Here is a 22,540-nt window from a genome sequence, read left to right as displayed (position 1 = left end):
ATGAAGAATACTTTTCTACGCGTGTTTCTTGTTGTGCTGTTGTCCAATATTGTTGTTGTCAGTATTGGCTTGGGGATGGTGCAGTTTATTCAGAAACGCAATCAAGTGTCAGCGGATGTCTTGGGAGATGTTGGTGTTCAGTTGGTTGCAGGGTATGAAAAGTTTGGGCTGAAGTCTCTGGAGACTGAAGTTGAAAAAGCAGAAAAAAGGTTGTCTGGGACGATTTACCTTTATCAAGAAAATGGTCGGCCGCTTCTTAAATCATTGCCTCGTAATTTTAGAGAGCAAAATACGAATGATTCAACGAGTCGTCCAGCCGCTGACTTTTTGCATAGTCAGTTTATACAGGTGATTGGTGGGAATAATGTTCAATATCTGCTGATCTTTAAGCCGGACCCAAAGATTGATTCTTTGGCGCCGGAAGCTGTAGTTGGGTTTTCTTTGTTGGGTTTGTTTGTGTCGAGCGGGGTATTGGCTTATTGGCTTTTGGGTCCGTTGCTTAAATTACAACGAGTGGCGCGCTCTTTCGGTCAAGGCGATATGACGGCGAGGGTGGAAGATAAATTAGCTCGACGCCGTGATGCGATTGGTAAGTTGGCTCAAGAATTTAATGAAATGGCCGTTCGTATTGAGACGCTTTTATCATCTAAAGAGCGTTTGATGCGAGATGTGTCTCATGAGCTAAGAACTCCTTTGGCGCGCATTGAAGTTGCCCTAACAATTGCTGAAGACAAATACGCCATTGAAGCTCAAAAAGGCTATTTATGTCGGATTCGTACCGAGTTGCATGAGTTGGATGAATTGATCGGGCAAGTGTTAACTTTGAGTCGCTTAGAAGCGGCTTCGCTTCTAAAAGAGCAAATGAACTTTCAAGAATGGCTTGATGATATTGTGGACGATGTTAGTTTTGAGAGTCAGTTGAAAGGAATCTCTGTTACCAAATCTGGTCGTTTTCCAAAAACCATATTGGGCGATCCTCTTCAGTTACGTCATGCGATAGAAAACGTTCTGCGAAATGCCTGTTTCTATGCAGGTGAGGGTGGTGAGATTGAGGTGGTTACTGAAGAAAAATCGGGTTCTGCTTTTATCTATGTTCGAGATAACGGGCCAGGTGTTTCTGAGGATAAACTGGAAAAAATCTTCCATGCTTTTTATAGGTCATCTGAAGCGCGTGAGGCAAATAGTGGTGGTTTTGGTGTAGGGCTCACTATTTCGCAGCGTATTATTCGAGCCCATAAAGGAACTATTTCAGCTCGAAACCGCGAAGAAGGTGGTTTAGAAGTTTGTTTTCAGTTGCCTGTGGCATGATTGGCTTGGCTTTTTCTGCGGTCGTCAGAAAAAGAGCTTGTTATTGTTGTACTAGGTAAGTAAGATGCGCCTCGCAAGTTGGCTAGGCAGTCGCCGCTCAATATATTGAGGGGAGGAAAGTCCGGGCTTCGCAGGGTAAAGTGCCAGGTAACGCCTGGGGGGCGTGAGCCTACGGAAAGTGCAGCAGAAAATATACCGCCTAAGCAGTTTACTGCCGGTAAGGTTGAAATGGTGCGGTAAGAGCGCACCGCGCGACTGGTAACAGTTCGTGGCATGGTAAACCCCACTTGAAGCAAGACCAAATAGGAACTCTTTGGCGTGACCCGCGCTGAGTTCGGGTAGGTTGCTAGAGACGTGCAGTGATGTACGGATTAGATGAATGACTGTCCACGACAGAACCCGGCTTATCGGCCAACTTGCAATTTTTTCTCTCTTCCCATGGTAAATCTTTTTTCTCCAATCTCTAATTTAAATTGTCAGAAGGCTAATTTATATTGCTTTCGGCTTTTTTGTGTCTGTGTTTTCTGTTCACTCTCAATTTTCTACTGATTTTTCTATTTAACTGTCTTTAAACGAAAAAACTTATAAAAACACCGCTTCTTAGCGGTGTTTTTATATCCGTTGTCCCCGTTTTTCTATTTTCTACTAATATTTTTTTACTATTTTGATAAAAAAGTGTTAAATTGTGGGATGAAGTGTCTATAAGTGGGATTTAATTGTGTTCAGAGGGATTCATCAAGTAAGCGTTGATGTGAAGGGGCGTATGTCGCTCCCTGCACGTTTGCGTGATGAATTAGCTCAATACGACGATGAAGGTGTCGTCGTCACAATTGATCCAGTGTCCAGATGTTTGTTGCTTTATCCCTTATCTGAGTGGGATTTAATTCAACAAAAATTAGACAAGTTGCCGACATTTCAGCCTCAAGCCAGGCGGCTTCAGCGTTTACTTGTTGGTCATGCAACAGATTTAGAGGTGGATAAAGCAGGGCGTATTTTGTTGCCAGCGCCACTTCGAGAGTTTGCTCGCTTAGATAAAAAGCTCACGATTCTTGGTCAAGGTAAGAAGTTAGAGATCTGGAGCTACGAAGAGTGGGAAGCACAACGTGAAGATTACTTGGCTCAAGACGCGCTTGAGGATCTACAAATAGAAACCATGATGGATATTTCTTTATGACAAATACGATGGCAGAACACATAAGCGTCATGCTTCATGAGTCCGTCGATATGCTAGTGACTGACGAGAACGGCCTTTATGTCGATGGTACTTTCGGCCGAGGTGGGCACACTCGTTTAGTGCTAAATAGACTGAAAGAAGGTCGCTTGCTTGGTTTTGATAAAGATCCTGTGGCAATAGAGCATGGTAAACAGCTAGAGCAAGAAGATCCTCGCTTTTCTATTGTGCAAGACAGTTTTGCCAATATGGCGACACAAATTCCTAATGTGTTCGGAGTGGATAGAGTTGACGGCGTGATGATGGATTTGGGGGTTTCTTCACCTCAAATTGATGACGCTGAACGCGGCTTTAGTTTTATGAATGATGGTCCGCTTGATATGCGCATGAACCCTAATGAGGGAATGAGTGCAGCAGAGTGGATCGCTGTGGCAAAAGAAAAAGAGATTGCAGATGTTATGTATCAATACGGTGAAGAACGATTCTCTCGTCGTATTGCAAAAGCCATTTGTGAATACCGTGCACACACACCTATTTTAACCACCCTTCAATTATCGAAAATCGTAGCAGAAGCCAATCCTGCGTGGGAGAAAGGCAAAAATCCTGCGACACGAGCTTTTCAGGGTATTCGTATTTACATCAATAACGAGCTTGGTGATTTGGAGTTAGGGCTTGATGCCGCTGCTGAAGCCTTAAAAGTTGGCGGACGATTGGCTGTCATCAGTTTCCATTCTCTTGAAGATCGTATTGTTAAACGCTTTATGAAGTTAAAAGCCAAAGGGCCTGAGTTGCCAAGGCATTTACCTATTCAGAACGCACATCTCAACATCAAATTCAAAACAGTAGGGAAGGCCATTAAACCGTCTCAATCTGAAGTGAGTGAGAATGTTCGGTCTCGAAGCGCGGTGTTAAGAGTTTTGGAGCGAGTAAGTGATTAGGCCGACTTTTTCGCCTTTGATATTTATCGTCTGTGTTTTGATCTTGGCGATCGTTTCTGTAGCGGTCGTTATTCAAGTTTACGACTTCAGAAAAAACTTTTCTTACCTTCAAGCATTGAAGCAAAGCGAAGTGGATTACGAAGTGAAATGGGGGCAGTTGTTACTTGAACAAAGTGCTCTTACTCAGCCGAGCCGTTTAGAACAGTCGGCAATTAGAAATTTAAATATGCACTCACCTTCACCGGATGAATTGGTAATAGTAAAACCATGAGTACTGAAAATAGTGTTTACACCCCAGCCAAATGGCGCTTTAGATTTGTTTATCTTATCGCTCTGATGTTGTTTCTTGTCGCGGGCGGGCGACTCTTTTATCTGACGGTTGTTGATAGAGATTTTCTACAGAACCAAGGTGAAATTAGAGCGGTAAGAACAGAGTCTATTCCTGCCACTCGCGGCATGATTTTAGATCGTCGTGGCGAGCCTTTGGCGGTTAGTACACCAACTTGGACGGTAGTGGCTAACCCTAGAGCGCTTTGGAAGCTAGAGCGTGATCCATCTACGAACTCTGGGCCAGAGCAAGAAATCACACGCCTCGCCGAAGTGATGGGCGTTGGGCGTGCTTGGTTGCAAGAAAAATTCGAAGCAAACAAAAAACGCTCTTTTATGTATTTGCGTCGTCAAATTTCGCCTCATGAGGCGGACGCTATCATGGCTGCGAAAGTGGTCGGTGTTACAAAAACGAAAGAATATAAGCGCTTTTATCCTGCTGGTGAGGTGGCTTCCCATGTGGTTGGCTTTACCAATATTGATGATAAAGGCCAAGAAGGGATCGAGTTGGCGTATGACCGAGCATTGCAAGGTGAGCCGGGACGTCGCAGTTATGTTAAGGATCTTTCAGGAAATATCATTCGCGGAATCGGTGTTGATGAGACAGAGCACCCTGGTGAAAATATAGAGTTGAGTGTCGATCTTAGACTGCAATATTTGGCTTATCGAGAGTTAAAAGCAGCAGTAACTGAGCATCGTGCAACTTCTGCATCGGCTGTTATTCTAGATGTAAAAACGGGAGAGATTTTGGCGATGGTGAATCAGCCTTCTTATAACCCGAATGATAGATCTAAGCTGGAATACGAAGAGTTACGAAATAGAGCGGTAATCGATTTGTTTGAACCTGGTTCAACTATGAAGCCTTTTACCATTGCAACGGCTCTGATGTCTGGGCAATACACCACGGAAACGACGATTAATACGTCGCCAGGTTATTTGCGTTTTGGTCGCTTTACTATCCGTGATGCGACTAACTACGGCGATATGGATTTTGAGAAACTGCTCATTAAGTCGAGTAACGTTGGTGCTTCAAAAATAGCACTTTCTTTGCCTCAAGATGCTATATGGAATATGGATTATGAACTTGGTATCGGCTCTCCTGTAGGAATAGGCTTTCCTGGTGAAGCGTCTGGTGTACTTCCGTCGCACCCTAAATGGCATCCATCTGAAATTGCAACCTTGTCTTATGGTTATGGTTTGTCTGTATCGACTTTACAGTTGGCGCAGGCTTACATGACGTTAGCGAACGATGGCTATCGTGTTCCTGTAACGCTTTTTAAACAAGATTCTCCTGCTAATGGTAAGCAAGTGATTCCTCGTAAGGTCGCTAAAGATGTGGTCAAAATGATGGAGGCTGTTGTTCAAAAAGGGTCTGGTAAAGCGGCTCAGATTCCAGGTTACCGAGTGGCGGGAAAAACAGGTACGGTTCACAAAGTTGGCTCGAAAGGTTATGAATATGATCAATACATTGCCTTGTTTGCGGGTGTTGCTCCAGCGTCTAATCCGCGCTTAGCAATGGTTGTCATGATAAATGACCCTAAAGGGCGAGAATATTACGGTGGTGAAGTAGCGGCGCCAGTATTTTCTCGAGTCATGGAAGGGGCTTTGACAACATTGAATATCTACCCTGACTTACCGGAAGGTCTTAGAGAAGTACGTTTGGAGCCGAAGAAAACTGTCCCTCTTCAAGTCGTACAAGGTGGTTAAATGGTCCAATTCTCTCATGAGCAGTTACTTACTTTAGCGGGTTTCTCTATTGGAGATAACTCGCATTCTGCGTTTTATAATCTTGTTGAAACAGATAGCCGAAAAGTAAATGAAGAGACTGTCTTTTTTGCTTTACCGGGAGTGAACTCTAATGGCTGGGACTACTTAGATAATGTTGCTTCTCTTGGCTGTCGCGTTGCTGTTGTTCCGAATAATATAGATTTGGATCATGACAAAATTGAGCTTATCTCGGTTGAAGATCCTGCCAAACTTTTAGTCGCTTGTTTACAGCAGTTTTTTGGAGCTATGCCTAAGCAAATGGTGGCTGTTACAGGCACCAATGGCAAGTCGTCTATTTGTTTCTATATGGCGCAGCTGGCACAGTATTCTGGTTTAAAGAGCGGCTTGGTGGGAACTTTCGGTGTTGGCGCATTAGATAATCTGCAAGAGGCGAAACAAACTACTCCAGATTTGTTGTCTCTTCATCGAACACTTATTGAAATGGCTGACTCTGGTGTGGAGTTTGTTGCTTTTGAGGCGTCTTCGCATGCTTTGGATCAAGGGCGAATTGAAGGGGTTCCTTTTCAAACGGCTGTGTTTTCAAACTTGTCTCGTGATCATCTTGATTATCATGGTGATATGAACTCTTATGCTTTGGCCAAGCAGCGTTTATTTACTTTTCCAACACTGACCCATTCTGTTTTCTGTCTTGATGATGAGTACGCCACTTTTATGACAAAGGCCGCGCTGAATTCGAGTTGTCATTATTATAGTGCTGAAAATGTATTGGCGGATTTTTACGCAAAGGATCTAGTGCTTGATACTTCTGGTTTTCATTTTGTGCTGTGCCATCCTGAAGGGGAAAGCTATGTCGAGCTTCCTTTGTTGGGGCGCTTTAATGTGCAAAATGCCTTGGCAGCCTTGGCGAGTCTTTGGTATCAAACGAGTGATAAAGCACTTCTTATCGAAGGTGTGTCGAAATTGCGAGGCGCACCAGGTCGAATGGACAAAGTAGAAGTGGCGAGTGCTCCTCTTGTTGTTGTGGATTTCGCTCATACCTCTGATGCATTGGTGGTTGCATTGCAAGCAGTAAAAGAACATACCAATGGTCGGCTTATTTGTGTTTTTGGTTGCGGTGGTGATCGTGATAGGGGTAAACGGCCCTTGATGATGTCGGCGGCATTGTCTAATGCGGATTATGTTTGGTTAACATCTGACAACCCAAGAACAGAGTCAATGGAGCAAATTTTTTCTGATGTTTTATCGGAAGTTGAATCTGATGATAAGAGGTTCTGCCTTGAATTTGACCGTCGTGTGGCAATTAGCAAAGCCATCGCCTCTGCAGATGTCCATGATGTGATTCTCATTGCTGGTAAAGGGCATGAAAACTATCAGGATATTCAGGGCGTGAAGCACCATTTTGATGATAAAGAGGAAGCCTTAAAGGCGTTGGAAGCTTATGTTGGTTGATCTTACTCTGGCAGATATCGCGGCGGCTTGTAATGGTGAGTTGGTTGGCCCGAATCAAAGCATTCAGTTGGTAGTAACAGATACTCGAAAAATATCGAATGGTTGTTTGTTTGTCGCATTAAAAGGTGAGCGTTTTGATGGTCATGACTATGCTGCCGCTGCGATGGATTCTGGTGTGGTTGGCGTGTTGGTTGATCGTGATGTGGATGTCGAATCTTATGTCAAAGTGACAGATACTAAAGTTGCGTACGGACGTATTGCGCGCTTGGTACGAGACGCTTTTAAAGGGGCAGTTGTTTGTATTACAGGCAGTAATGGTAAAACAACTGTAAAAGATTGGTTGGCACAATCCTTTACCGATCAAAAAGTGTTAAAAACGCAGGCCAATTTGAACAATCAAATAGGTGTGCCGCAAACTTTGTTAGGTTTAGCGTCTTTTCATGATGTTGCTGTGGTAGAAACAGGAACCAGTATTCCGGGTGAAATCGAGCGATTGGCTGAGATTGCTTTTCCAGATGTGGTGATTTTAACCAATGCAAGTGGTAGTCACTTTGAAGGTTTTGGGAGTCTTGAGGGCATTGCTAAGGAAAAGGGGTGTTTGATCTCTGGCGCTCATCCTGATGCGACAATCATTCTAAATTCTGATGATGGTTTTTATCCTTATTGGTGTGAGTTGGCTGGTTCGCGTCCTGTTTTGTCTTTTGGTTTCGGTGAGTCTGCGGATCTTTATGCTTTTGATTTAGAGCTAAGCGCTGAATCTAGTCAGGCAAAGTTTTGCTATCAAGGTGAAGTGCTGTCTGTATTTATAGCAAGTGCAGGTAAACATCAAATTGCCAATGGTATGGCGGTTGTGTTGGCTTTAATGGCAACAGGTATGAGTTTCCATGATGCGGTGCAAAAATTGGCATCTCCAGTGCATGTTTCTGGGCGATTAGAGCGCCTTAGAACAAAAAATGAAGCTCTCTTAATTAATGATTGTTACAATGCCAGCCCAACATCTGTAGAGGCCGCAATTGATGTGCTTGCTATGCAGTCAGTTGATAAAACATGGCTGATTTTGGGAGCGTTAGGAGAGCTTGGCGAACGACAGGAAGCCGTCCATCGAGATCTAGGTTTATACGCTAAAGAAAAAGGTATTTCTTGTTTGATTTGTGTTGGTGCCGTTGCAGGCGTGGCAGGAACTGCTTTTATGGAAAAGGGCGGTGATGCAAAGTTGTGTAATTCACATGAGGAAGCGGCAGCGTTAGTTTGTTCGCTTGGAAGAAATCACGCCATTTTAGTGAAGGGCTCTCGCTCCGCTAAAATGGAAAATGTTATTGAAGCATTAAAATAATTAGGATGTTCCTGACCAATGTTACTTTTGCTGGCGACTTATTTAAGTAAGTATCACACTTTTTTTGCAGTGTTTAATTATTTGTCTCTTCGAGCCATTTTGGGTGTGCTCACTGCGTTAGTTATCTCTCTTTTAATCGGCAATAAAGTAATTGTTTTATTGCAGCGTTTGCAAATTGGACAAGCTGTTCGAGATGACGGCCCGCAATCCCATTTATCCAAAGCCGGTACGCCAACGATGGGTGGAGCATTAATTATTTTCTCCATCACGGTCAGTACGCTTTTGTGGGGTGATTTAACCAATCAATATGTGTGGGTTGTTTTGCTAGTAATGTTGGCTTTTGGTGTTGTTGGTTGGGTTGATGACTATCGAAAAGTTGTTGAAAAAAACTCTCGAGGTTTGCCTAGCCGTTGGAAATATTTTTGGCAAAGTGTATTCGGTTTGGCAGCAGCGTTTTATTTGTATTACACAGCCAGTACACCAGCTGAAACCGCACTGATAGTTCCTTTGTTTAAAGATGTGGCTATTCCTTTAGGTGCGTTTTTTATTGTACTTACTTATTTTGTTATTGTCGGAACCAGTAATGCAGTCAACCTTACTGACGGCCTAGACGGTTTAGCAATTTTGCCTACGGTACTCGTAGGTGGCGCGTTAGGTGTGTTTGCTTATTTAACCGGTAACGTTCGTTTTTCTGAGTATTTGCTAATCCCTTATGTGCATGGTTCGGGTGAGTTACTTGTATTTTGTGCCGCTTTGGCGGGCGCTGGATTGGGCTTTTTGTGGTTTAACACATACCCAGCGCAAATCTTTATGGGCGATGTAGGTTCCTTGGCACTTGGTGCAGCGCTGGGTGTGATTGCAGTTATCGTTCGTCAAGAGTTGGTGTTGTTTATTATGGGCGGTGTTTTCGTCATGGAAACTGTGTCTGTAATCTTGCAAGTTGCCTCCTATAAGTTAACAAAACGCAGAATTTTTAGAATGGCGCCAATACATCATCATTTTGAGTTAAAAGGCTGGGCAGAGCCTAAAGTTATTGTGCGCTTTTGGATTATTACTGTTTGCCTTGTTTTGATTGGTTTCGCTACCTTAAAAGTACGTTAGGAGTTTTAAATGTCGTTGATCGGGTCAGATCGAGTAAGAGCCGTTGTTGGCTTGGGGGCGACAGGTTTATCTTGTGTACGCTTTTTAGCTAGCAAGGGAATTGATTTTTATGTGGTGGATTCTCGTGAGAACCCTCCAGGATTGGAGCAGGCAAAACTGCTTTGTCCAGAAGATCGTATTTTGACAGGTGATTTAGCGGTACTTGAAACCCTTGGTGTAACAGAATTGTACGTTAGCCCTGGTATTGCATTGCGGACGCCTGTTTTGTCTCGTTTAGCCGAAAAGGGTGTGGCTATGCGAGGCGATATTGATTTGTTTCGCGATTATGTGGACGCACCGTTCGTCGCTATTACAGGCTCAAATGCCAAAAGCACAGTCACTACCTTGGTGGCTTTGTTACTTCAGGCATGCGGAAAAAATGTTAAAGCAGGTGGTAATTTAGGATTGCCTGCTTTGGATCTCCTTTCTTCCGGTACGGATTATTATGTATTGGAATTATCTAGCTTTCAGCTTGAAACAACACCTGCTTTGCAAGCGGATGTGGCTTGTCTTTTAAATGTCTCTGAAGATCATATGGATCGTTATACTGATTTTTACGAGTATCAGCGCGTAAAACAAAGAGTATATCGAGGCTGTAAAGCGGCGGTTTGCAACAAGCAAGATATTTTGACGGCGCCTTTGCTTGCAGAAGCGACTCCTGTGCGTGCTTTCACGACAAAAAGCCCAGACCTAAAAGAGTTTGGGATGTTGAAAGATGGTGATGGCGCTTGGTTGTGTCGTGGTGTCGAGCGCTTGTACCACACTTCTCAAATTGCATTAAAGGGTACGCATAATTACGCAAATATTTTGGCTGCACTAGCTATGTTGGAATTGTTGGGTGTGGATGTGCGGTCAGAGGCAGTTGCTAAGGTTTTAGCGGAATTTGGTGGTTTGCCACATCGCTGTGAAAGTGTTCGTACTTACCGTGGAGCCACGTTTATTAATGACTCCAAAGGCACAAACGTTGGTGCAACTCTTGCTGCTTTGCAAGGTCTTGGCTCCACGACACATAAAAACATTGCTCTTATTGCTGGCGGTGAGGGGAAAGGGGCGGACTTCAGTGACTTGAAAAAGCCTGTATCTGATTTTGTTCGTACGGTTTATTTGTTTGGTAAAGACGCGAATAACATTGCGACGGCATTGTCTTCAAATACTGAGATTAAGCGCTTTGAGACATTGGATGAAATTATTCATGATATTTCTTCGACGGTAAAAGAAGGCGATGTAGTTCTTTTTTCACCGGCCTGCGCTAGTTTGGATATGTATAAAAATTATGAAGCGCGCGGTGAGCACTTTGTAAACTTGGTTACTGCCTTATGACATGGTTAAACATGTTTGACCGGGTTTCTTGGCGAGAACTTTCTCGTATCGATGCTATTTTCTTATCTTCTGTGGTGTCTATTTTGGCGTTGGGTATTGTCATGGTATCCAGTGCTTCCATTTCTGTGTCAGAAAGTATTCACGGTCACCCTTATTTCTTCATGATACGCCAGACCTTGTACTTGGTTCTTGGTTTGGTATTCGGTTGGATTTTGTTGTCTTTACCTACTAGTCAATTGCAAAAATGGGGCATCCTGATGATGGGATTGTCTCTTATTTTGTTGATATTGGTTTTGGTGCCAGGCATCGGGAAGAGTGTAAACGGTAGCCGCCGTTGGATTAATTTAGTGGTGTTTAACCTACAAGCCTCGGAAGTCGCGAAGGTTTGTATGGTGGTTTATATGTCTGGTTATTTGGTGCGACGTGCTGACCGAGTGAGAGAAGGTTGGATTGGTTTCTTTCTTCCTCTTTGTCTTTGCAGTGTTTTCTTGCTGTTTTTATTGCTTGAACCAGACTTCGGGGCGTCGGTTGTGTTGCTCGGCACTGTGATGGTGTTGTTATTCTTAGGTGGAGCGCCTCTATACCAGTTTTTGCTTTTGATGGTAGGTGCTGTGTCTATGTTAGGCGTGGTGGCGATATCTGAAAGTTATCGTTTAAAGCGCTTGATGAATTTCATTGATCCTTGGGCGGATCCTTTTAATGAAGGCTATCAGCTAAGTCAGGCGCTTATCGCATATGGGCGTGGCGAGTGGTTTGGTCTTGGTTTGGGGAATAGTGTTCAGAAGCTTTCCTATTTGCCTGAGGCGCATACCGATTTTGTGTTTTCAATTTGGGTCGAAGAAACCGGTATGTTGGGTGGTTTGCTGCTGATTCTTTTGTTTGCGGTCATGGTTGGGCGAGCGTTTAAAATAGGCCGAAAAGCCATGACTTTATCGCGACCTTTTGCTGCTTACATGTGCTTTGGTTTTGCGATTCTTATTTTAGCTCAAGTTATTATTAATATCGGTGTGAATACCGGCTTCTTGCCAACAAAAGGACTAACACTACCTTTAATCAGCTACGGTGGTAGTAGTCTGATTATCACTTTGGGTAGCCTGTTTGTGGTTGCTCGAGTTGATGTAGAAAATCGTCGTGCTGAAAAGGAACTGGGTGTCACGGACGCCAATTTAGAAAGTGACAGTCAAGAAGAGAGAGCAGAATGAGTGCTACTAAAAAAGTTATTGTGATGGCCGGCGGAACTGGCGGACATATTTATCCTGCTCTAGCTTGTGCTCATGCTTTTATTGATAAAGGTCTGGATGTTGAGTGGCTTGGATCAAAAGGTGGGATGGAAGAAAAGCTTGTCGCGGAACATGATATTCGCCTGCATTCTTTGTCAATTAAAGGTGTAAGAGGTAAGGGCTTGTTAGGGCTGCTAGCTGCGCCATTTAGAGTCTTGCATGCTATTGGTCAAGCTGTTGCTGTTTTGCAAAAAACAAAACCTGATGTTGTGTTAGGGATGGGTGGGTTTGTTGCCGGCCCTGGTGGTGTAGCAGCTAAGCTGTTAAGAATCCCATTGGTGATTCATGAGCAAAATGCGGTTGCAGGAACCACAAACAAATTATTGTCAAAAATGGCTACTTTGAAGTTGCAAGCTTTTGATGGCGCTCTGCCCAATGCTTTGAGTGTCGGTAACCCAATTCGGAACGATATATTGCAGCAGCAAGTTCGTATTGCCAGAGAAAATGCAGCACGTCCATTACGGTTGTTGGTTGTCGGTGGAAGCTTAGGTGCGAAAGCAATTAATGATGTGATGCCGCAGGTATTGGCTAATTGGTCTTTTTCTCAGCGTTTGGATGTTTGGCATCAAACAGGTGTACGAAATTTTGATGAAGTTAAAGCTTTATATCAAAATGTCAATGTTGAGGCGAGGGTTGAGCCGTATTTGGATAATATGGATCAAGCGTATTATTGGGCGGATATTGTTCTGTGTCGTGCTGGTGCTATGACGGTCAGTGAGTTGGCGGTCGCTGGTTTGCCTTCTATTTTGATTCCATATCCTTTTGCAATTGATGATCATCAGACAGAGAATGCCCGTTATTTAGAGAAAGTAGGCGGGGCGTATTTGCTGCCTCAGCCACAACTGACCTGTGAAAAAATTCTATCTTTACTTTCTGAGTTTGTTGAAAACGAAGAAGCATTAATAAAAATGGGCGAGCAAGCGAAAGCGGTGGCTCACCCTAATGCAACACAAGATGTGGTTGCACACTGTTTAAGGTTAATAAAATGATGATTGATCAGAAGACACAATACGATATTCCAACTATGCGCCGCATTCAAAATATCCATTTCATCGGTATTGGCGGTGTTGGAATGTGTGGTATCGCGGAAGTGTTACATAACCAAGGTTATCAAGTTTCTGGCTCTGATTTAAAATCCTCAGCGGTGACTGAGCGTTTAGAAGAGTTAGGGATTAAGGTGTATTTGGGGCATTTGGAAGAAAATGTCTATGACGCTCACGTTATTGTTGTTTCGACAGCCATTAATGAGGAAAACCCAGAGATTATTTGGGGTAAAGAGCATCGCATTCCAATTGTTCGTAGAGCAGAAATGTTGGCTGAATTGATGCGCTACCGACATGGTATTGCTGTGGCGGGAACTCATGGTAAAACAACAACAACGAGCTTAATGGCGTCCATTTTAGCGGCGACAGGCGAAGCGCCTACTTTTGTCATTGGTGGTCGCTTAACCAGTGCTGGTGCAAATGCGCAATTAGGTAGTAGCTCTTATCTTGTGGCCGAGGCTGATGAAAGTGATGCTTCATTCCTTCACTTACAGCCTCAAACTGTCATTGTGACGAATATCGATGAAGATCACATGGACACTTATGATGGTGACTTTGAAAAAGTAAAACATACTTTTGTGGAGTTCATACATAACTTGCCGTTTTATGGTTTGGCTGTGTTGTGTGTAGATGACGAGAATGTACGAGAGATACTTCCTTCATTGAGTCGTCCTGTATTGACGTATGGTATTGAGCAGCAAGCTGACTTTTATGCGACTGACATTGTTCAAACTGGTCGTTATTGTGAGTTTTTGGCGCATCGACCAGAAGGTGAACCATTGAAGATTCGTTTACCTATGCCGGGACGACATAATGTTTTGAATGCTCTGTCGACAATTGCTGTTGCGACGGATCTTGGTGTTGACGCAAGCGCTATTCAAGCTGGATTGATGGGCTTTGAAGGTGTTGGACGTCGTTTTCAGGAGCAGAAGCCGTTGGCGCTTCCTAATGGTTCCGAAGTGATGTTTGTCGATGATTATGGTCATCACCCAAGTGAAGTGTTGGCGACGATTAAAGCTATTCGGGGAGGGTGGCCAGAAAAACGTTTGGTTATGGTTTATCAGCCTCATCGCTATACTCGTACTCGAGATTTGTATGAAGACTTTGTACGTGTTTTATCGCAAGTCGATGTGCTCTTATTGTTAGATGTTTATGCAGCGGGTGAAACGCCGATTAATGGCGCTGATAGCCGGTCTTTGTGTGGCAGTATCCGTCAGCGCGGTAATGTTGATCCTATTCATGTGGGTGGTGAATCTGACTTACGTTCGATTTTGAGTAATGTTTTGCGAGAAGGGGATTTGTTAATTACGCAAGGTGCTGGGGATATTGGTGCTGTGTCTAAAAAATTGTCAGTAAGCGGTATTTGATATGTCAAAGTCATTAAAAGAATTGGTCATTGCTGTTATCTACGGTGGGCGTTCTGCAGAGCGTGAAGTGTCTTTGCAAAGTGGTCCGCTCGTTGTTGAAGGTCTTAAATCAAAAGGTTATCAGGTGATTGGCCTTGATTTGTATGGCGAAAATGCAAGTTTAGACCCAGTGAAGCAGCTTCAATCTATAGAGTTTGATTTGGCGTTTATAGCACTCCACGGTGGAGAAGGTGAAGATGGCCGAGTTCAAGCTTTGCTGGAGATGTTAGGTAAGCCCTACACAGGAAGCTCGCCGTTAGCGTGTGGTTTAGCGATGGACAAGGTTTTAACCAAGCGCTTTTGGAATGGTATTGGCATACCAACACCGGCTTATTTATCGTTTGTTGATCAAGTTGATGCGAACGTTATCGAAGAAAGTATGTCTTATCCTATGATAGTGAAGCCTTCTAGAGAGGGTTCAACAATAGGAATTAATAAAGCAAGTAATCGCGAAGAGTTGGATGAAGCACTTCTAAAAGCACTTGAATACGACTCTGATGTGTTGGTTGAAGAGTTTGTTGATGGGCCTGAGTTTACTGTCACAATCATTGATGATGTTGCTTACCCTGCAATTGGCTTGAAGGCATCGCCAGATCACAAGCTGTATGATTATGAGGCTAAATATATAGCGGAAGATACGCAATATTTATTGCCTTGTGGTTTGAATGAAGATGATGAAAACGAACTGCAAATGCTTGCTTTAGATGCTTATCGTTCGTTGGGTTGTTCTGGTTGGGGGCGTGTAGACATTATGCGTGATCAGGCTGGTGTATTTTGGGTGTTGGAAGTTAATACAGCTCCGGGTATGACGACTCACAGTCTTGTCCCTATGGCAGCTAATCATGTTGGGATTGATTACCCTTCATTGGTTGAGAAAATTGTCATAGATGCTTGGGGAAAAGCAGAGCGTGATTGATTTATGAGGATAGCGGCGCTTATAGGGGCGATTTTATTGATATTGGTTGCCACTTTTCAGGATGAAAACTCTCCCGTTACTTGGTTTGCTATTCAAAAAATCGAGATAGAAGGGGATTTGAATTATGTTACGGAAGCTGAGCTTGAAGCGCATTATTCTGAATTGTTAGGCGAGAGTCTGTTAAGTCTTTCTGTAGCAGATGCTTTGGATCTTGCAAGGTCGCCTGAGTGGGTTGAAAGTGCAGAAGTACGTAAAGTTTGGCCAAATATATTGCAGGTGCTTGTTCATGAGTACACTCCGCTCGCATACTGGCACGATCGACAGTTGATCTCAACATCTTCTGTGGTGATTAGACCTAATCAGATTCCAGATCTGCCACTTCCTCGTTTATATGGCCCAGATGGCACAAGTGATGTTGTGCTTGAGCAGTTTGGTTTAATTAGTCAGGTGTTGGCTGCAACTTCTTTGCGGATTTTTACACTAACTTTAGAACCTCGAGGTGCTTGGAATGTTACCTTTACCAACGGCATAGTCGTAAAGCTGGGTAGAGAGGAAGTTTTAGAGAGATTACAGCGCTTTATAGCGGTGTATAAAAGTGATTTATCGGGTAGAATAGATCAAATTACGTCAGTCGATGCTCGCTACCCTCATGGTGTGGCAGTAGGTTGGAAAGCAAAAGAGTGACATTAACTTGTTTGTTGTTATTTATAAACACAAACATCAGTAGTTATAAAACACGCAATACCGGGAAGGTGAAATGATAGTCGGTTTGGATGTAGGCACATCAAAAGTTATCTGTTTAGTTGGTGAAGTACTGGCTGATGGTAGTTTGGAAATTGTCGGTATTGGCTCTCATAGCGCCAAAGGTATGAAGCGTGGCGTTGTTATAAATATTGAATCCACTGTGCAATCTATTCAGCGAGCAGTTGAAGAAGCTGAGTTGATGGCAGGATGTAATATTCATTCTGTGTATGTCAGTGTGGCGGGTAGTCATATTCGTAGCTTGAACTCTCACGGCATTGTTGCCGTTAAGAACGGTGAAGTTCAGCAAGAAGATATAGAAAGAGTGATAGACGCAGCGCAAGCTGTTCCAATTTCATCCGATCAACGCGTTCTCCATATCCTTCCACAGGAATACCACATAGACTCTCAAGAAGGGATTAAAGACCCTTTAGGTATGTCTGGTGTTCGTCTTGAAGCAAATGTTCATCTTATTTCAGGTGCCGTTAATGCGGTTATGAATGTAGAAAAGTGCATTAAGCGCTGTGGCTTAGGTGTTGATGGCGTCATTCTTTCTCAGCTCGCTTCTAGTGATTCTTCATTAAGTGAAGATGAAAAAGATTTAGGTGTTTGTTTGATCGATATTGGTGCTGGCACATCAGATATTGCGGTCTGGATTGATGGCGCATTGCATCACACGGCTGTCGTACCTGTGGCTGGTGATCAAGTAACAAATGATATTTCCATGGCGTTGCGCACACCGACTCAGCATGCTGAGGAGATAAAGGTGAAATACGCCTGTGCAATGTCATCTATGGTGTCTGCAGATCAAGTTTTGCAGGTGCCAAGTGTTGGTGACCGCCAACCAAGATCAATCACTCGTCATACCCTGACAGAGGTGGTTGAGGCGAGATATGAAGAAATTTATACCTTAATTCTGGATGAGTTAAGGCGTAGTGGTTACGCAGAGAGAATCCCTGCAGGTATTGTAATTACTGGTGGTACGTCGCTTATGGAAGGCGCTGCTGACTTGGCTGAGAAAGTTTTTCAGATGCCAATTCGATTATCTGTACCAGATTGTACTAAAGGAATGTCTGACATTGTCGATAACCCTATATATTCAACAAGTGTTGGATTATTGGCTTATGGTAGTAAAGAGACCGAAGTAACTGAAATCTCGAAGCGGACGATGTCTAAGACGAAAACTAAACGAGAAACATCAATTCTGGCACCTAAGGAAACTGAACCATCTTTCAGTGCAACGAAGGCATGGCAGAAATTAAAACACTGGTTTCAGAGTTATATCTAGTCAGAATTGATTATGAATTTATTTAAGGAGCGATAAGCCCATGAGTGTCTTTGATCTAGCAGAAGATAATTTGTCCGATAATGCTGTTATTAAAGTAATTGGTGTTGGCGGTGGCGGCGGTAATGCTGTTCGTCATATGTTGCAGAATCGCCTGGAAGGCGTCGAGTTTATTTGTGCCAATACTGACTCTAAAGCATTAGTTGGTTTTGATACTGGAGTTTCTTTGCAATTGGGCTCAGCCATTACTAAAGGGCTTGGAGCTGGTGCAAATCCTGAGGTTGGGCGAGACTCAGCTTTAGAAGATCAAGAGAAGATTACACATTTGCTAACTGGTGCCGACATGGTGTTTATCACAGCCGGCATGGGTGGCGGTACAGGAACGGGTGCAGCCCCTGTGATTGCTAAGGTTGCTCGTGAGTTAGGCATATTGACTGTTGCTGTAGTAACTAAGCCTTTTCCTTTTGAAGGTCGCCGTCGAGCGAAAGTTGCTGAAGAAGGAGTTAAAGAATTACGAGAAAATGTCGATTCATTAATTACAGTGCCAAATGAGCGTCTTCTTCCAGTACTAGGTAAGAATATTTCATTGTTGAAGGCGTTTGGTGAAGCGAACAATGTTCTGTTTAATGCTGTTCAAGGTATTACAGACTTGATTATGCGCCCAGGTCTTATCAACGTTGACTTCGCCGATGTAAGAACGGTGATGTCTGAGATGGGAATGGCAATGATGGGGACGGGTTCTGCGTCAGGTGATGATAGAGCAAGGGTTGCGGCAGAAGCTGCGATACATAACCCATTATTGGAAGACATTAATCTTAAAGGTGCGCGAGGCGTACTGGTAAACATCACAGCAAACGAAGAAGTGGGTCTGTCTGAGTTTACTGAGGTTGGTGGCATTATTGAAGAATATGCATCGGAAGATGCTACTGTCGTGATTGGTTGTGCAATTGATCCTAATGTTGGTGATGAAATGCGAGTCACGGTGGTTGCAACTGGTTTAGAGGGTCGTCCTGCAGTTGAAATGAAGTCTGCTGTTGGTGAATCTGTTGTCTCTCAGCCAGTAACGGCAAAGCCTGAGTCTGTAGTGGAGAGTGTAGAAGCTCCTCAAGTTGTAGAGTCTCAGCCTGAGCCTCAATCATTGCCTAAGGCAAAGGTTGAAGTGGTAGAGAAAAGCTTGAATGAAAAAGTAGAGTCTGCTGATTCTTCTGAAGCGTCAAGTGGCGATAAATTATCGTATTTGGACATTCCAGCATTTTTGCGTAGACAAGCTGACTAGTTTGCGCAAAAACAATGCAATATCAGTATGTTGGATTGTATAATCAAGAGCTTGTTGATACTATTTTGCAAAGATTAGTATCCAGTCATAAAATTGTAGGAATATAATGGTACGCCAACACACACTAAAAAACATTATTCGAGCAACTGGAGTCGGTTTACACTCTGGTGAGAAAGTGTATTTGACACTTAAACCAGCACCTGTAAATACTGGCATTGTATTTGTTCGTACAGACTTGGATCCTGTTGTAGAAATTCCTGGTGATGCTCGATCGGTAGGATCAACCAATTTTGCTACGGCTTTATGTCAGGGTGATGTCAAAGTTAGTACTGTGGAGCACTTATTATCTGCAATGGCTGGCTTAGGTGTTGATAATGCCTATGTTGAAGTGAGTGCTAGTGAAGTTCCTTTGATGGATGGCAGTGCGAGTCCTTTTGTATTTTTGTTGCAATCTGCTGGGTTGGAAGCTCAAAACGCACCTAAGAAATTCATCAGAGTTAAAAAGCCAATTAAAGTAGAGGAAGGCGATAAGTTTGCTTCATTAGAACCTCATTCTTGCTTCCGTTTGTCTTTTACAATTGATTTTCAGCACCCTGCAATTGGTGAAGACGTTCAAAGTACTTCATTTGATTTCTCGACAACTACCTTTGTCAAAGAAATCAGTCGTGCAAGAACATTCGGTTTTATGAAAGATCTTGAATACTTCAAGAATAATAACCTTGCTCGCGGTGCGAACATGGAAAATGCAATCGTTCTTGATGATTTTAGAGTATTAAATGACGAAGGTTTACGTTACAGAGATGAGCTAGTGCGTCACAAAGTTTTGGATGCTATTGGTGATCTTTATTTGCTAGGTCATAGTTTGATTGGTGAATATAAAGCTTACAAATCTGGACACGCATTAAACAACAAATTGTTGTTGGCATTGCTTGAGCAACAAGATGCTTGGGAATATGTTGTCTTTGAAGATGAAGCGCAAGCTGACCCTATTTCTTATACGGATTCAGTTTTTGCAAATGCCTAGTTGCTAGTGTTGAAAACTTGATCGAATTATAAAAAACCAGACATTATGTCTGGTTTTTTTGTATATAGGTCCTTGATATTTCATGTTTTGTCACACATTACCATGATAGACTGTGTTTATTACTAATTGGCTACGTTGAGTTCAAGATGTTAGGAACTGTAATTAAAAAAATTATCGGTACAAAGAATGACCGAGAAGTTAAACGATATAGAAAAGTTGTTTCACAAATCAATCAACTTGAAGAATCTTTAAAAGGATTGTCTGATGATGATTTGGCAGCAAAAACGGGTGAGTTTCGTGAGCGTATTAATGCCGGAGCATCATTAGATTCTATTTTGCCAGAAGCTTTTGCGGTTGTTCGAGAGGGCAGTCGTCGAGTTATGGGTATGCGCCATTTCGATGTGCAGCTTATCGGCGGTATGGTACTTAATGAAGGTCGTATCGCAGAGATGCGTACTGGTGAAGGTAAAACACTGGTTGCGACCCTAGCCGTATACTTGAACGCTTTATCATCAAAAGGTGTTCATGTTGTTACCGTGAATGACTATTTGGCAAAGCGTGATGCGAATTGGATGAGACCGCTTTACGAGTTCTTAGACATGAGCGTCGGTGTTGTTTTTTCTGGGCAGGATCGAGAAGACAAAAAAGCGGCCTATTTATGCGACATTACCTATGGTACCAACAACGAATTTGGTTTTGATTATTTACGTGACAACATGGTTTTTCGTTTAGAAGATCGTGTGCAGCGTGAATTGAATTTCTCTGTTGTCGATGAGGTGGATTCCATTCTTATTGATGAGGCTAGAACGCCGCTTATTATTTCTGGTGCGGTTGAGGATAGTTCAGAGCAGTATCGCCGAATCAATGAACTGGCACCTTTGCTTGTTAAGCAAGAAGAAACAGAAGCTGAAGCAACAGGCCATTATGTTTATGATGAGTCTCAGCGTAGCATTGAATTAACTGAAGACGGTCACTCTTTTGTAGAAGGTTGGTTAGTAGAGCAAGGCATGCTAGGTGAAGGTGAGAGTCTTTATGCGGCTGCGAACTTGTCTTTGCTTCATCATGTTCATGCTTGTTTGAAAGCGCATGTTATTTTCAAGAAAAACGTTGATTATGTTATTCAAGGTGACCAAATTGTCATCGTTGATGAGCATACTGGGCGTACTATGGCTGGACGCCGTTGGTCCGAAGGTATTCATCAAGCAGTTGAAGCAAAGGAAGGCGTTACTATTCAGGCTGAAAGTCAGACTCTGGCTTCAACAACCTTCCAGAACTATTTCCGTTTATACGAAAAACTGTCAGGTATGACGGGAACGGCAGACACTGAAGCTTTTGAGTTTCAGCAAATTTATGGTTTGTCTGTTGTTGTTATTCCTACTAATCGCCAAGTTCAGCGTAAAGACTTCAATGATTTGATTTATATGTCTACTGAAGACAAATTTGAAGCGATCGTATTAGACATTGAAGAAGTGGTTAATCAAGGGCGTCCTGTGCTTGTTGGTACGGCTTCGATTGAATATTCTGAGTTGTTGTCAAACTACCTCAACAAAAAGAACGTAAAGCATAATGTGTTGAATGCTAAGCAGCATGAGCGAGAAGCTGAGATCGTTGCCGATGCTGGTCGCCCTGGTGCGGTAACTATTGCAACTAACATGGCTGGACGTGGTACCGATATTGTTCTTGGTGGTAATTTGCAAGTTGAGTTAGCTCAACTAGGTGAAGGCGCTAGCCAAGAAAGTATTGATGCACTTAAAGCTGATTGGAAATCGCGTAATGAAGCAGTTTTGGCTGCAGGTGGTTTGCATATTATCGGTACAGAGCGTCATGAGTCTCGCCGTATAGATAATCAGTTGCGTGGCCGTGCAGGTCGTCAAGGTGATGTGGGTTCATCTCGTTTCTACTTATCTTTAGAAGATAATCTAATGCGAATTTTCATGTCAGATCGCATCAAGAAAATGATGATGGCACTTGGTATGGAAAAAGGTGAAGCCATTGAGCATAAGATGGTTTCTAACGCGATTGAAAAAGCTCAGCGTAAAGTGGAAGGTCGTAACTTCGATATTCGTAAACAGTTATTAGAATACGATGATGTTGCTAATGATCAAAGGCAAGTAATTTATACTCAGCGCTTTGATATGATGGTTTCTGATGACTTGTCTGAAGCTATTGCAGCGATGAGAGAAGAAGTTATTTCTGACTTGATTGATGAGTTTATACCGCCTCAAAGTATCTTTGATATGTGGGATCTTGCTGGTCTGGAAGAGAAGTTGCGCAATGAATTCAGCTTAGACTTGCCTATTGCACAGTGGGTTGAAGAAGATAAAAAACTTTATGAAGAGCCACTTCGTCAGAAGATTCTTGATAGTGTGATTGCTAATCATAAGGAAAAAGAAGAGATTGCTGGCGCTCCTGCATTTAGATCATTTGAGAAGCAAGTATTGCTTCAAGTGCTTGATACTCTTTGGAAAGAGCATTTGCAAACTATGGACATGCTGCGCCAAGGTATTCATTTACGTGGTTATGCTCAGAAAAATCCGAAGCAAGAATATAAGCGTGAAGCGTTTGAATTGTTCCAAGGCTTATTAAGCCAGATTAAATTTGAAGTTATTCAAATTATCACGAGAGTGAAAATACAGTCTGCAGACGAAGCTGAAAAAATCGAAGAAGCTCGTCGTCAGCAAGAAGAAAAAACTAAAATGGACATGGTTCACAACTCTGTAGATTCATTATCGAATGAATCGGATTCATCGTCTGATGATAGCGCTGAGTACCCTAAAGTAGGTCGAAATGAGCCTTGTCCTTGTGGCTCTGGTAAGAAATACAAACAATGTCACGGTCGTCTGGTTTAATTGGAG

Annotated in this window: 18 protein-coding genes and 1 other RNA gene; all 19 read left to right on the top strand. The window is 42.9% G+C overall.

What is annotated here, in order from left to right; genetic code table 11:
• Positions 1 to 1,308 (top strand): HAMP domain-containing sensor histidine kinase, encoded by a 1,308-nt coding sequence (locus AC0L46_RS02190; RefSeq protein ID WP_414682512.1) that lies wholly within the window; start codon positions 1 to 3, stop codon positions 1,306 to 1,308.
• A 74-nt stretch (positions 1,309 to 1,382) separates the two neighbouring features.
• An RNA gene (rnpB, locus tag AC0L46_RS02185) (RNase P RNA component class A) lies at positions 1,383 to 1,731 on the top strand.
• A gap of 295 nt (positions 1,732 to 2,026) precedes the next feature.
• Entirely contained in the window at positions 2,027 to 2,482 is a 456-nt protein-coding gene (mraZ, locus tag AC0L46_RS02180; RefSeq protein ID WP_317004256.1) for a division/cell wall cluster transcriptional repressor MraZ, read from the top strand.
• Complete coding sequence (gene rsmH / locus AC0L46_RS02175) at positions 2,479 to 3,417, top strand: 16S rRNA (cytosine(1402)-N(4))-methyltransferase RsmH (protein WP_414682513.1); 939 nt, start codon at positions 2,479 to 2,481, stop codon at positions 3,415 to 3,417. The genes mraZ and rsmH overlap by 4 nt, the downstream gene beginning before the upstream one ends.
• Entirely contained in the window at positions 3,410 to 3,688 is a 279-nt protein-coding gene (gene ftsL, locus AC0L46_RS02170) for a cell division protein FtsL (RefSeq protein ID WP_473505410.1), read from the top strand. The genes rsmH and ftsL overlap by 8 nt, the downstream gene beginning before the upstream one ends.
• Positions 3,685 to 5,451, top strand: coding sequence for a peptidoglycan D,D-transpeptidase FtsI family protein (locus AC0L46_RS02165; protein ID WP_473505408.1), 1,767 nt, complete (start codon positions 3,685 to 3,687; stop codon positions 5,449 to 5,451). Before ftsL ends, AC0L46_RS02165 begins: the two co-directional genes overlap by 4 nt.
• A complete protein-coding gene (locus AC0L46_RS02160; protein ID WP_473505406.1) occupies positions 5,452 to 6,921 on the top strand; it encodes a UDP-N-acetylmuramoyl-L-alanyl-D-glutamate--2,6-diaminopimelate ligase in 1,470 nt (489 codons plus the stop codon). It abuts the gene before it with no gap.
• On the top strand, positions 6,911 to 8,254 hold the full coding sequence (locus AC0L46_RS02155) for a UDP-N-acetylmuramoyl-tripeptide--D-alanyl-D-alanine ligase (RefSeq protein WP_473505404.1): 1,344 nt from the start codon (positions 6,911 to 6,913) through the stop codon (positions 8,252 to 8,254). The genes AC0L46_RS02160 and AC0L46_RS02155 overlap by 11 nt, the downstream gene beginning before the upstream one ends.
• Before the next feature lie 18 nt (positions 8,255 to 8,272).
• Positions 8,273 to 9,355: a phospho-N-acetylmuramoyl-pentapeptide-transferase gene (gene mraY / locus AC0L46_RS02150; protein WP_414682518.1), complete on the top strand. Its 1,083-nt coding sequence runs from the start codon at positions 8,273 to 8,275 to the stop codon at positions 9,353 to 9,355.
• Positions 9,356 to 9,364: 9 nt separating this feature from the next.
• The gene (murD, locus tag AC0L46_RS02145) at positions 9,365 to 10,714 is read left to right on the top strand and encodes a UDP-N-acetylmuramoyl-L-alanine--D-glutamate ligase (protein WP_473505402.1); all 1,350 of its coding nucleotides are present in this window, start codon (positions 9,365 to 9,367) and stop codon (positions 10,712 to 10,714) included.
• A complete protein-coding gene (gene ftsW / locus AC0L46_RS02140) occupies positions 10,711 to 11,916 on the top strand; it encodes a putative lipid II flippase FtsW (RefSeq protein ID WP_414682520.1) in 1,206 nt (401 codons plus the stop codon). The genes murD and ftsW overlap by 4 nt, the downstream gene beginning before the upstream one ends.
• Positions 11,913 to 12,983, top strand: a complete 1,071-nt coding sequence (gene murG / locus AC0L46_RS02135) for an undecaprenyldiphospho-muramoylpentapeptide beta-N-acetylglucosaminyltransferase (protein ID WP_473505400.1) — start codon at positions 11,913 to 11,915, stop codon at positions 12,981 to 12,983. The genes ftsW and murG overlap by 4 nt, the downstream gene beginning before the upstream one ends.
• On the top strand, positions 12,983 to 14,404 hold the full coding sequence (gene murC, locus AC0L46_RS02130) for a UDP-N-acetylmuramate--L-alanine ligase (protein WP_473507087.1): 1,422 nt from the start codon (positions 12,983 to 12,985) through the stop codon (positions 14,402 to 14,404). The genes murG and murC overlap by 1 nt, the downstream gene beginning before the upstream one ends.
• Before the next feature lies 1 nt (position 14,405).
• A complete protein-coding gene (locus AC0L46_RS02125) occupies positions 14,406 to 15,359 on the top strand; it encodes a D-alanine--D-alanine ligase (RefSeq protein ID WP_473505398.1) in 954 nt (317 codons plus the stop codon).
• Positions 15,360 to 15,395: 36 nt separating this feature from the next.
• Positions 15,396 to 16,043 carry a cell division protein FtsQ/DivIB gene (locus AC0L46_RS02120; RefSeq protein WP_473505396.1) on the top strand — a complete coding sequence of 216 codons (648 nt, stop codon included), beginning with the start codon at positions 15,396 to 15,398 and terminating at the stop codon, positions 16,041 to 16,043.
• Between the two features lie 73 nt (positions 16,044 to 16,116).
• Positions 16,117 to 17,388: a cell division protein FtsA gene (ftsA, locus tag AC0L46_RS02115; RefSeq protein ID WP_414682524.1), complete on the top strand. Its 1,272-nt coding sequence runs from the start codon at positions 16,117 to 16,119 to the stop codon at positions 17,386 to 17,388.
• A 40-nt stretch (positions 17,389 to 17,428) separates the two neighbouring features.
• A complete protein-coding gene (gene ftsZ / locus AC0L46_RS02110; protein WP_473505394.1) occupies positions 17,429 to 18,661 on the top strand; it encodes a cell division protein FtsZ in 1,233 nt (410 codons plus the stop codon).
• A gap of 106 nt (positions 18,662 to 18,767) precedes the next feature.
• Entirely contained in the window at positions 18,768 to 19,685 is a 918-nt protein-coding gene (gene lpxC, locus AC0L46_RS02105; RefSeq protein ID WP_414682526.1) for a UDP-3-O-acyl-N-acetylglucosamine deacetylase, read from the top strand.
• A 146-nt stretch (positions 19,686 to 19,831) separates the two neighbouring features.
• A complete protein-coding gene (gene secA / locus AC0L46_RS02100; protein ID WP_473505391.1) occupies positions 19,832 to 22,534 on the top strand; it encodes a preprotein translocase subunit SecA in 2,703 nt (900 codons plus the stop codon).
• Positions 22,535 to 22,540: the final 6 nt, after the last annotated feature.

The organism is Marinomonas sp. 15G6-16 (assembly GCF_055809555.1).
Note: the sequence above shows the minus strand (reverse complement) of the source record. Positions and strands in the feature narration are given on the sequence as shown.

Bases quoted from the DNA above. Each gene is read 5' to 3' on its own strand.
- AC0L46_RS02190 (WP_414682512.1), top strand. From the start codon at position 1: ATGAAGAATACTTTTCTACGCGTGTTTCTTGTTGTGCTGTTGTCCAAT.
- rsmH (WP_414682513.1), top strand. From the start codon at position 2,479: ATGACAAATACGATGGCAGAACACATAAGCGTCATGCTTCATGAGTCC.
- AC0L46_RS02165 (WP_473505408.1), top strand. From the start codon at position 3,685: ATGAGTACTGAAAATAGTGTTTACACCCCAGCCAAATGGCGCTTTAGA.
- AC0L46_RS02160 (WP_473505406.1), top strand. From the start codon at position 5,452: ATGGTCCAATTCTCTCATGAGCAGTTACTTACTTTAGCGGGTTTCTCT.
- AC0L46_RS02155 (WP_473505404.1), top strand. From the start codon at position 6,911: ATGTTGGTTGATCTTACTCTGGCAGATATCGCGGCGGCTTGTAATGGT.
- mraY (WP_414682518.1), top strand. From the start codon at position 8,273: ATGTTACTTTTGCTGGCGACTTATTTAAGTAAGTATCACACTTTTTTT.
- murD (WP_473505402.1), top strand. From the start codon at position 9,365: ATGTCGTTGATCGGGTCAGATCGAGTAAGAGCCGTTGTTGGCTTGGGG.
- ftsW (WP_414682520.1), top strand. From the start codon at position 10,711: ATGACATGGTTAAACATGTTTGACCGGGTTTCTTGGCGAGAACTTTCT.
- murG (WP_473505400.1), top strand. From the start codon at position 11,913: ATGAGTGCTACTAAAAAAGTTATTGTGATGGCCGGCGGAACTGGCGGA.
- murC (WP_473507087.1), top strand. From the start codon at position 12,983: ATGATTGATCAGAAGACACAATACGATATTCCAACTATGCGCCGCATT.
- AC0L46_RS02125 (WP_473505398.1), top strand. From the start codon at position 14,406: ATGTCAAAGTCATTAAAAGAATTGGTCATTGCTGTTATCTACGGTGGG.
- ftsA (WP_414682524.1), top strand. From the start codon at position 16,117: ATGATAGTCGGTTTGGATGTAGGCACATCAAAAGTTATCTGTTTAGTT.
- ftsZ (WP_473505394.1), top strand. From the start codon at position 17,429: ATGAGTGTCTTTGATCTAGCAGAAGATAATTTGTCCGATAATGCTGTT.
- lpxC (WP_414682526.1), top strand. From the start codon at position 18,768: ATGGTACGCCAACACACACTAAAAAACATTATTCGAGCAACTGGAGTC.
- secA (WP_473505391.1), top strand. From the start codon at position 19,832: ATGTTAGGAACTGTAATTAAAAAAATTATCGGTACAAAGAATGACCGA.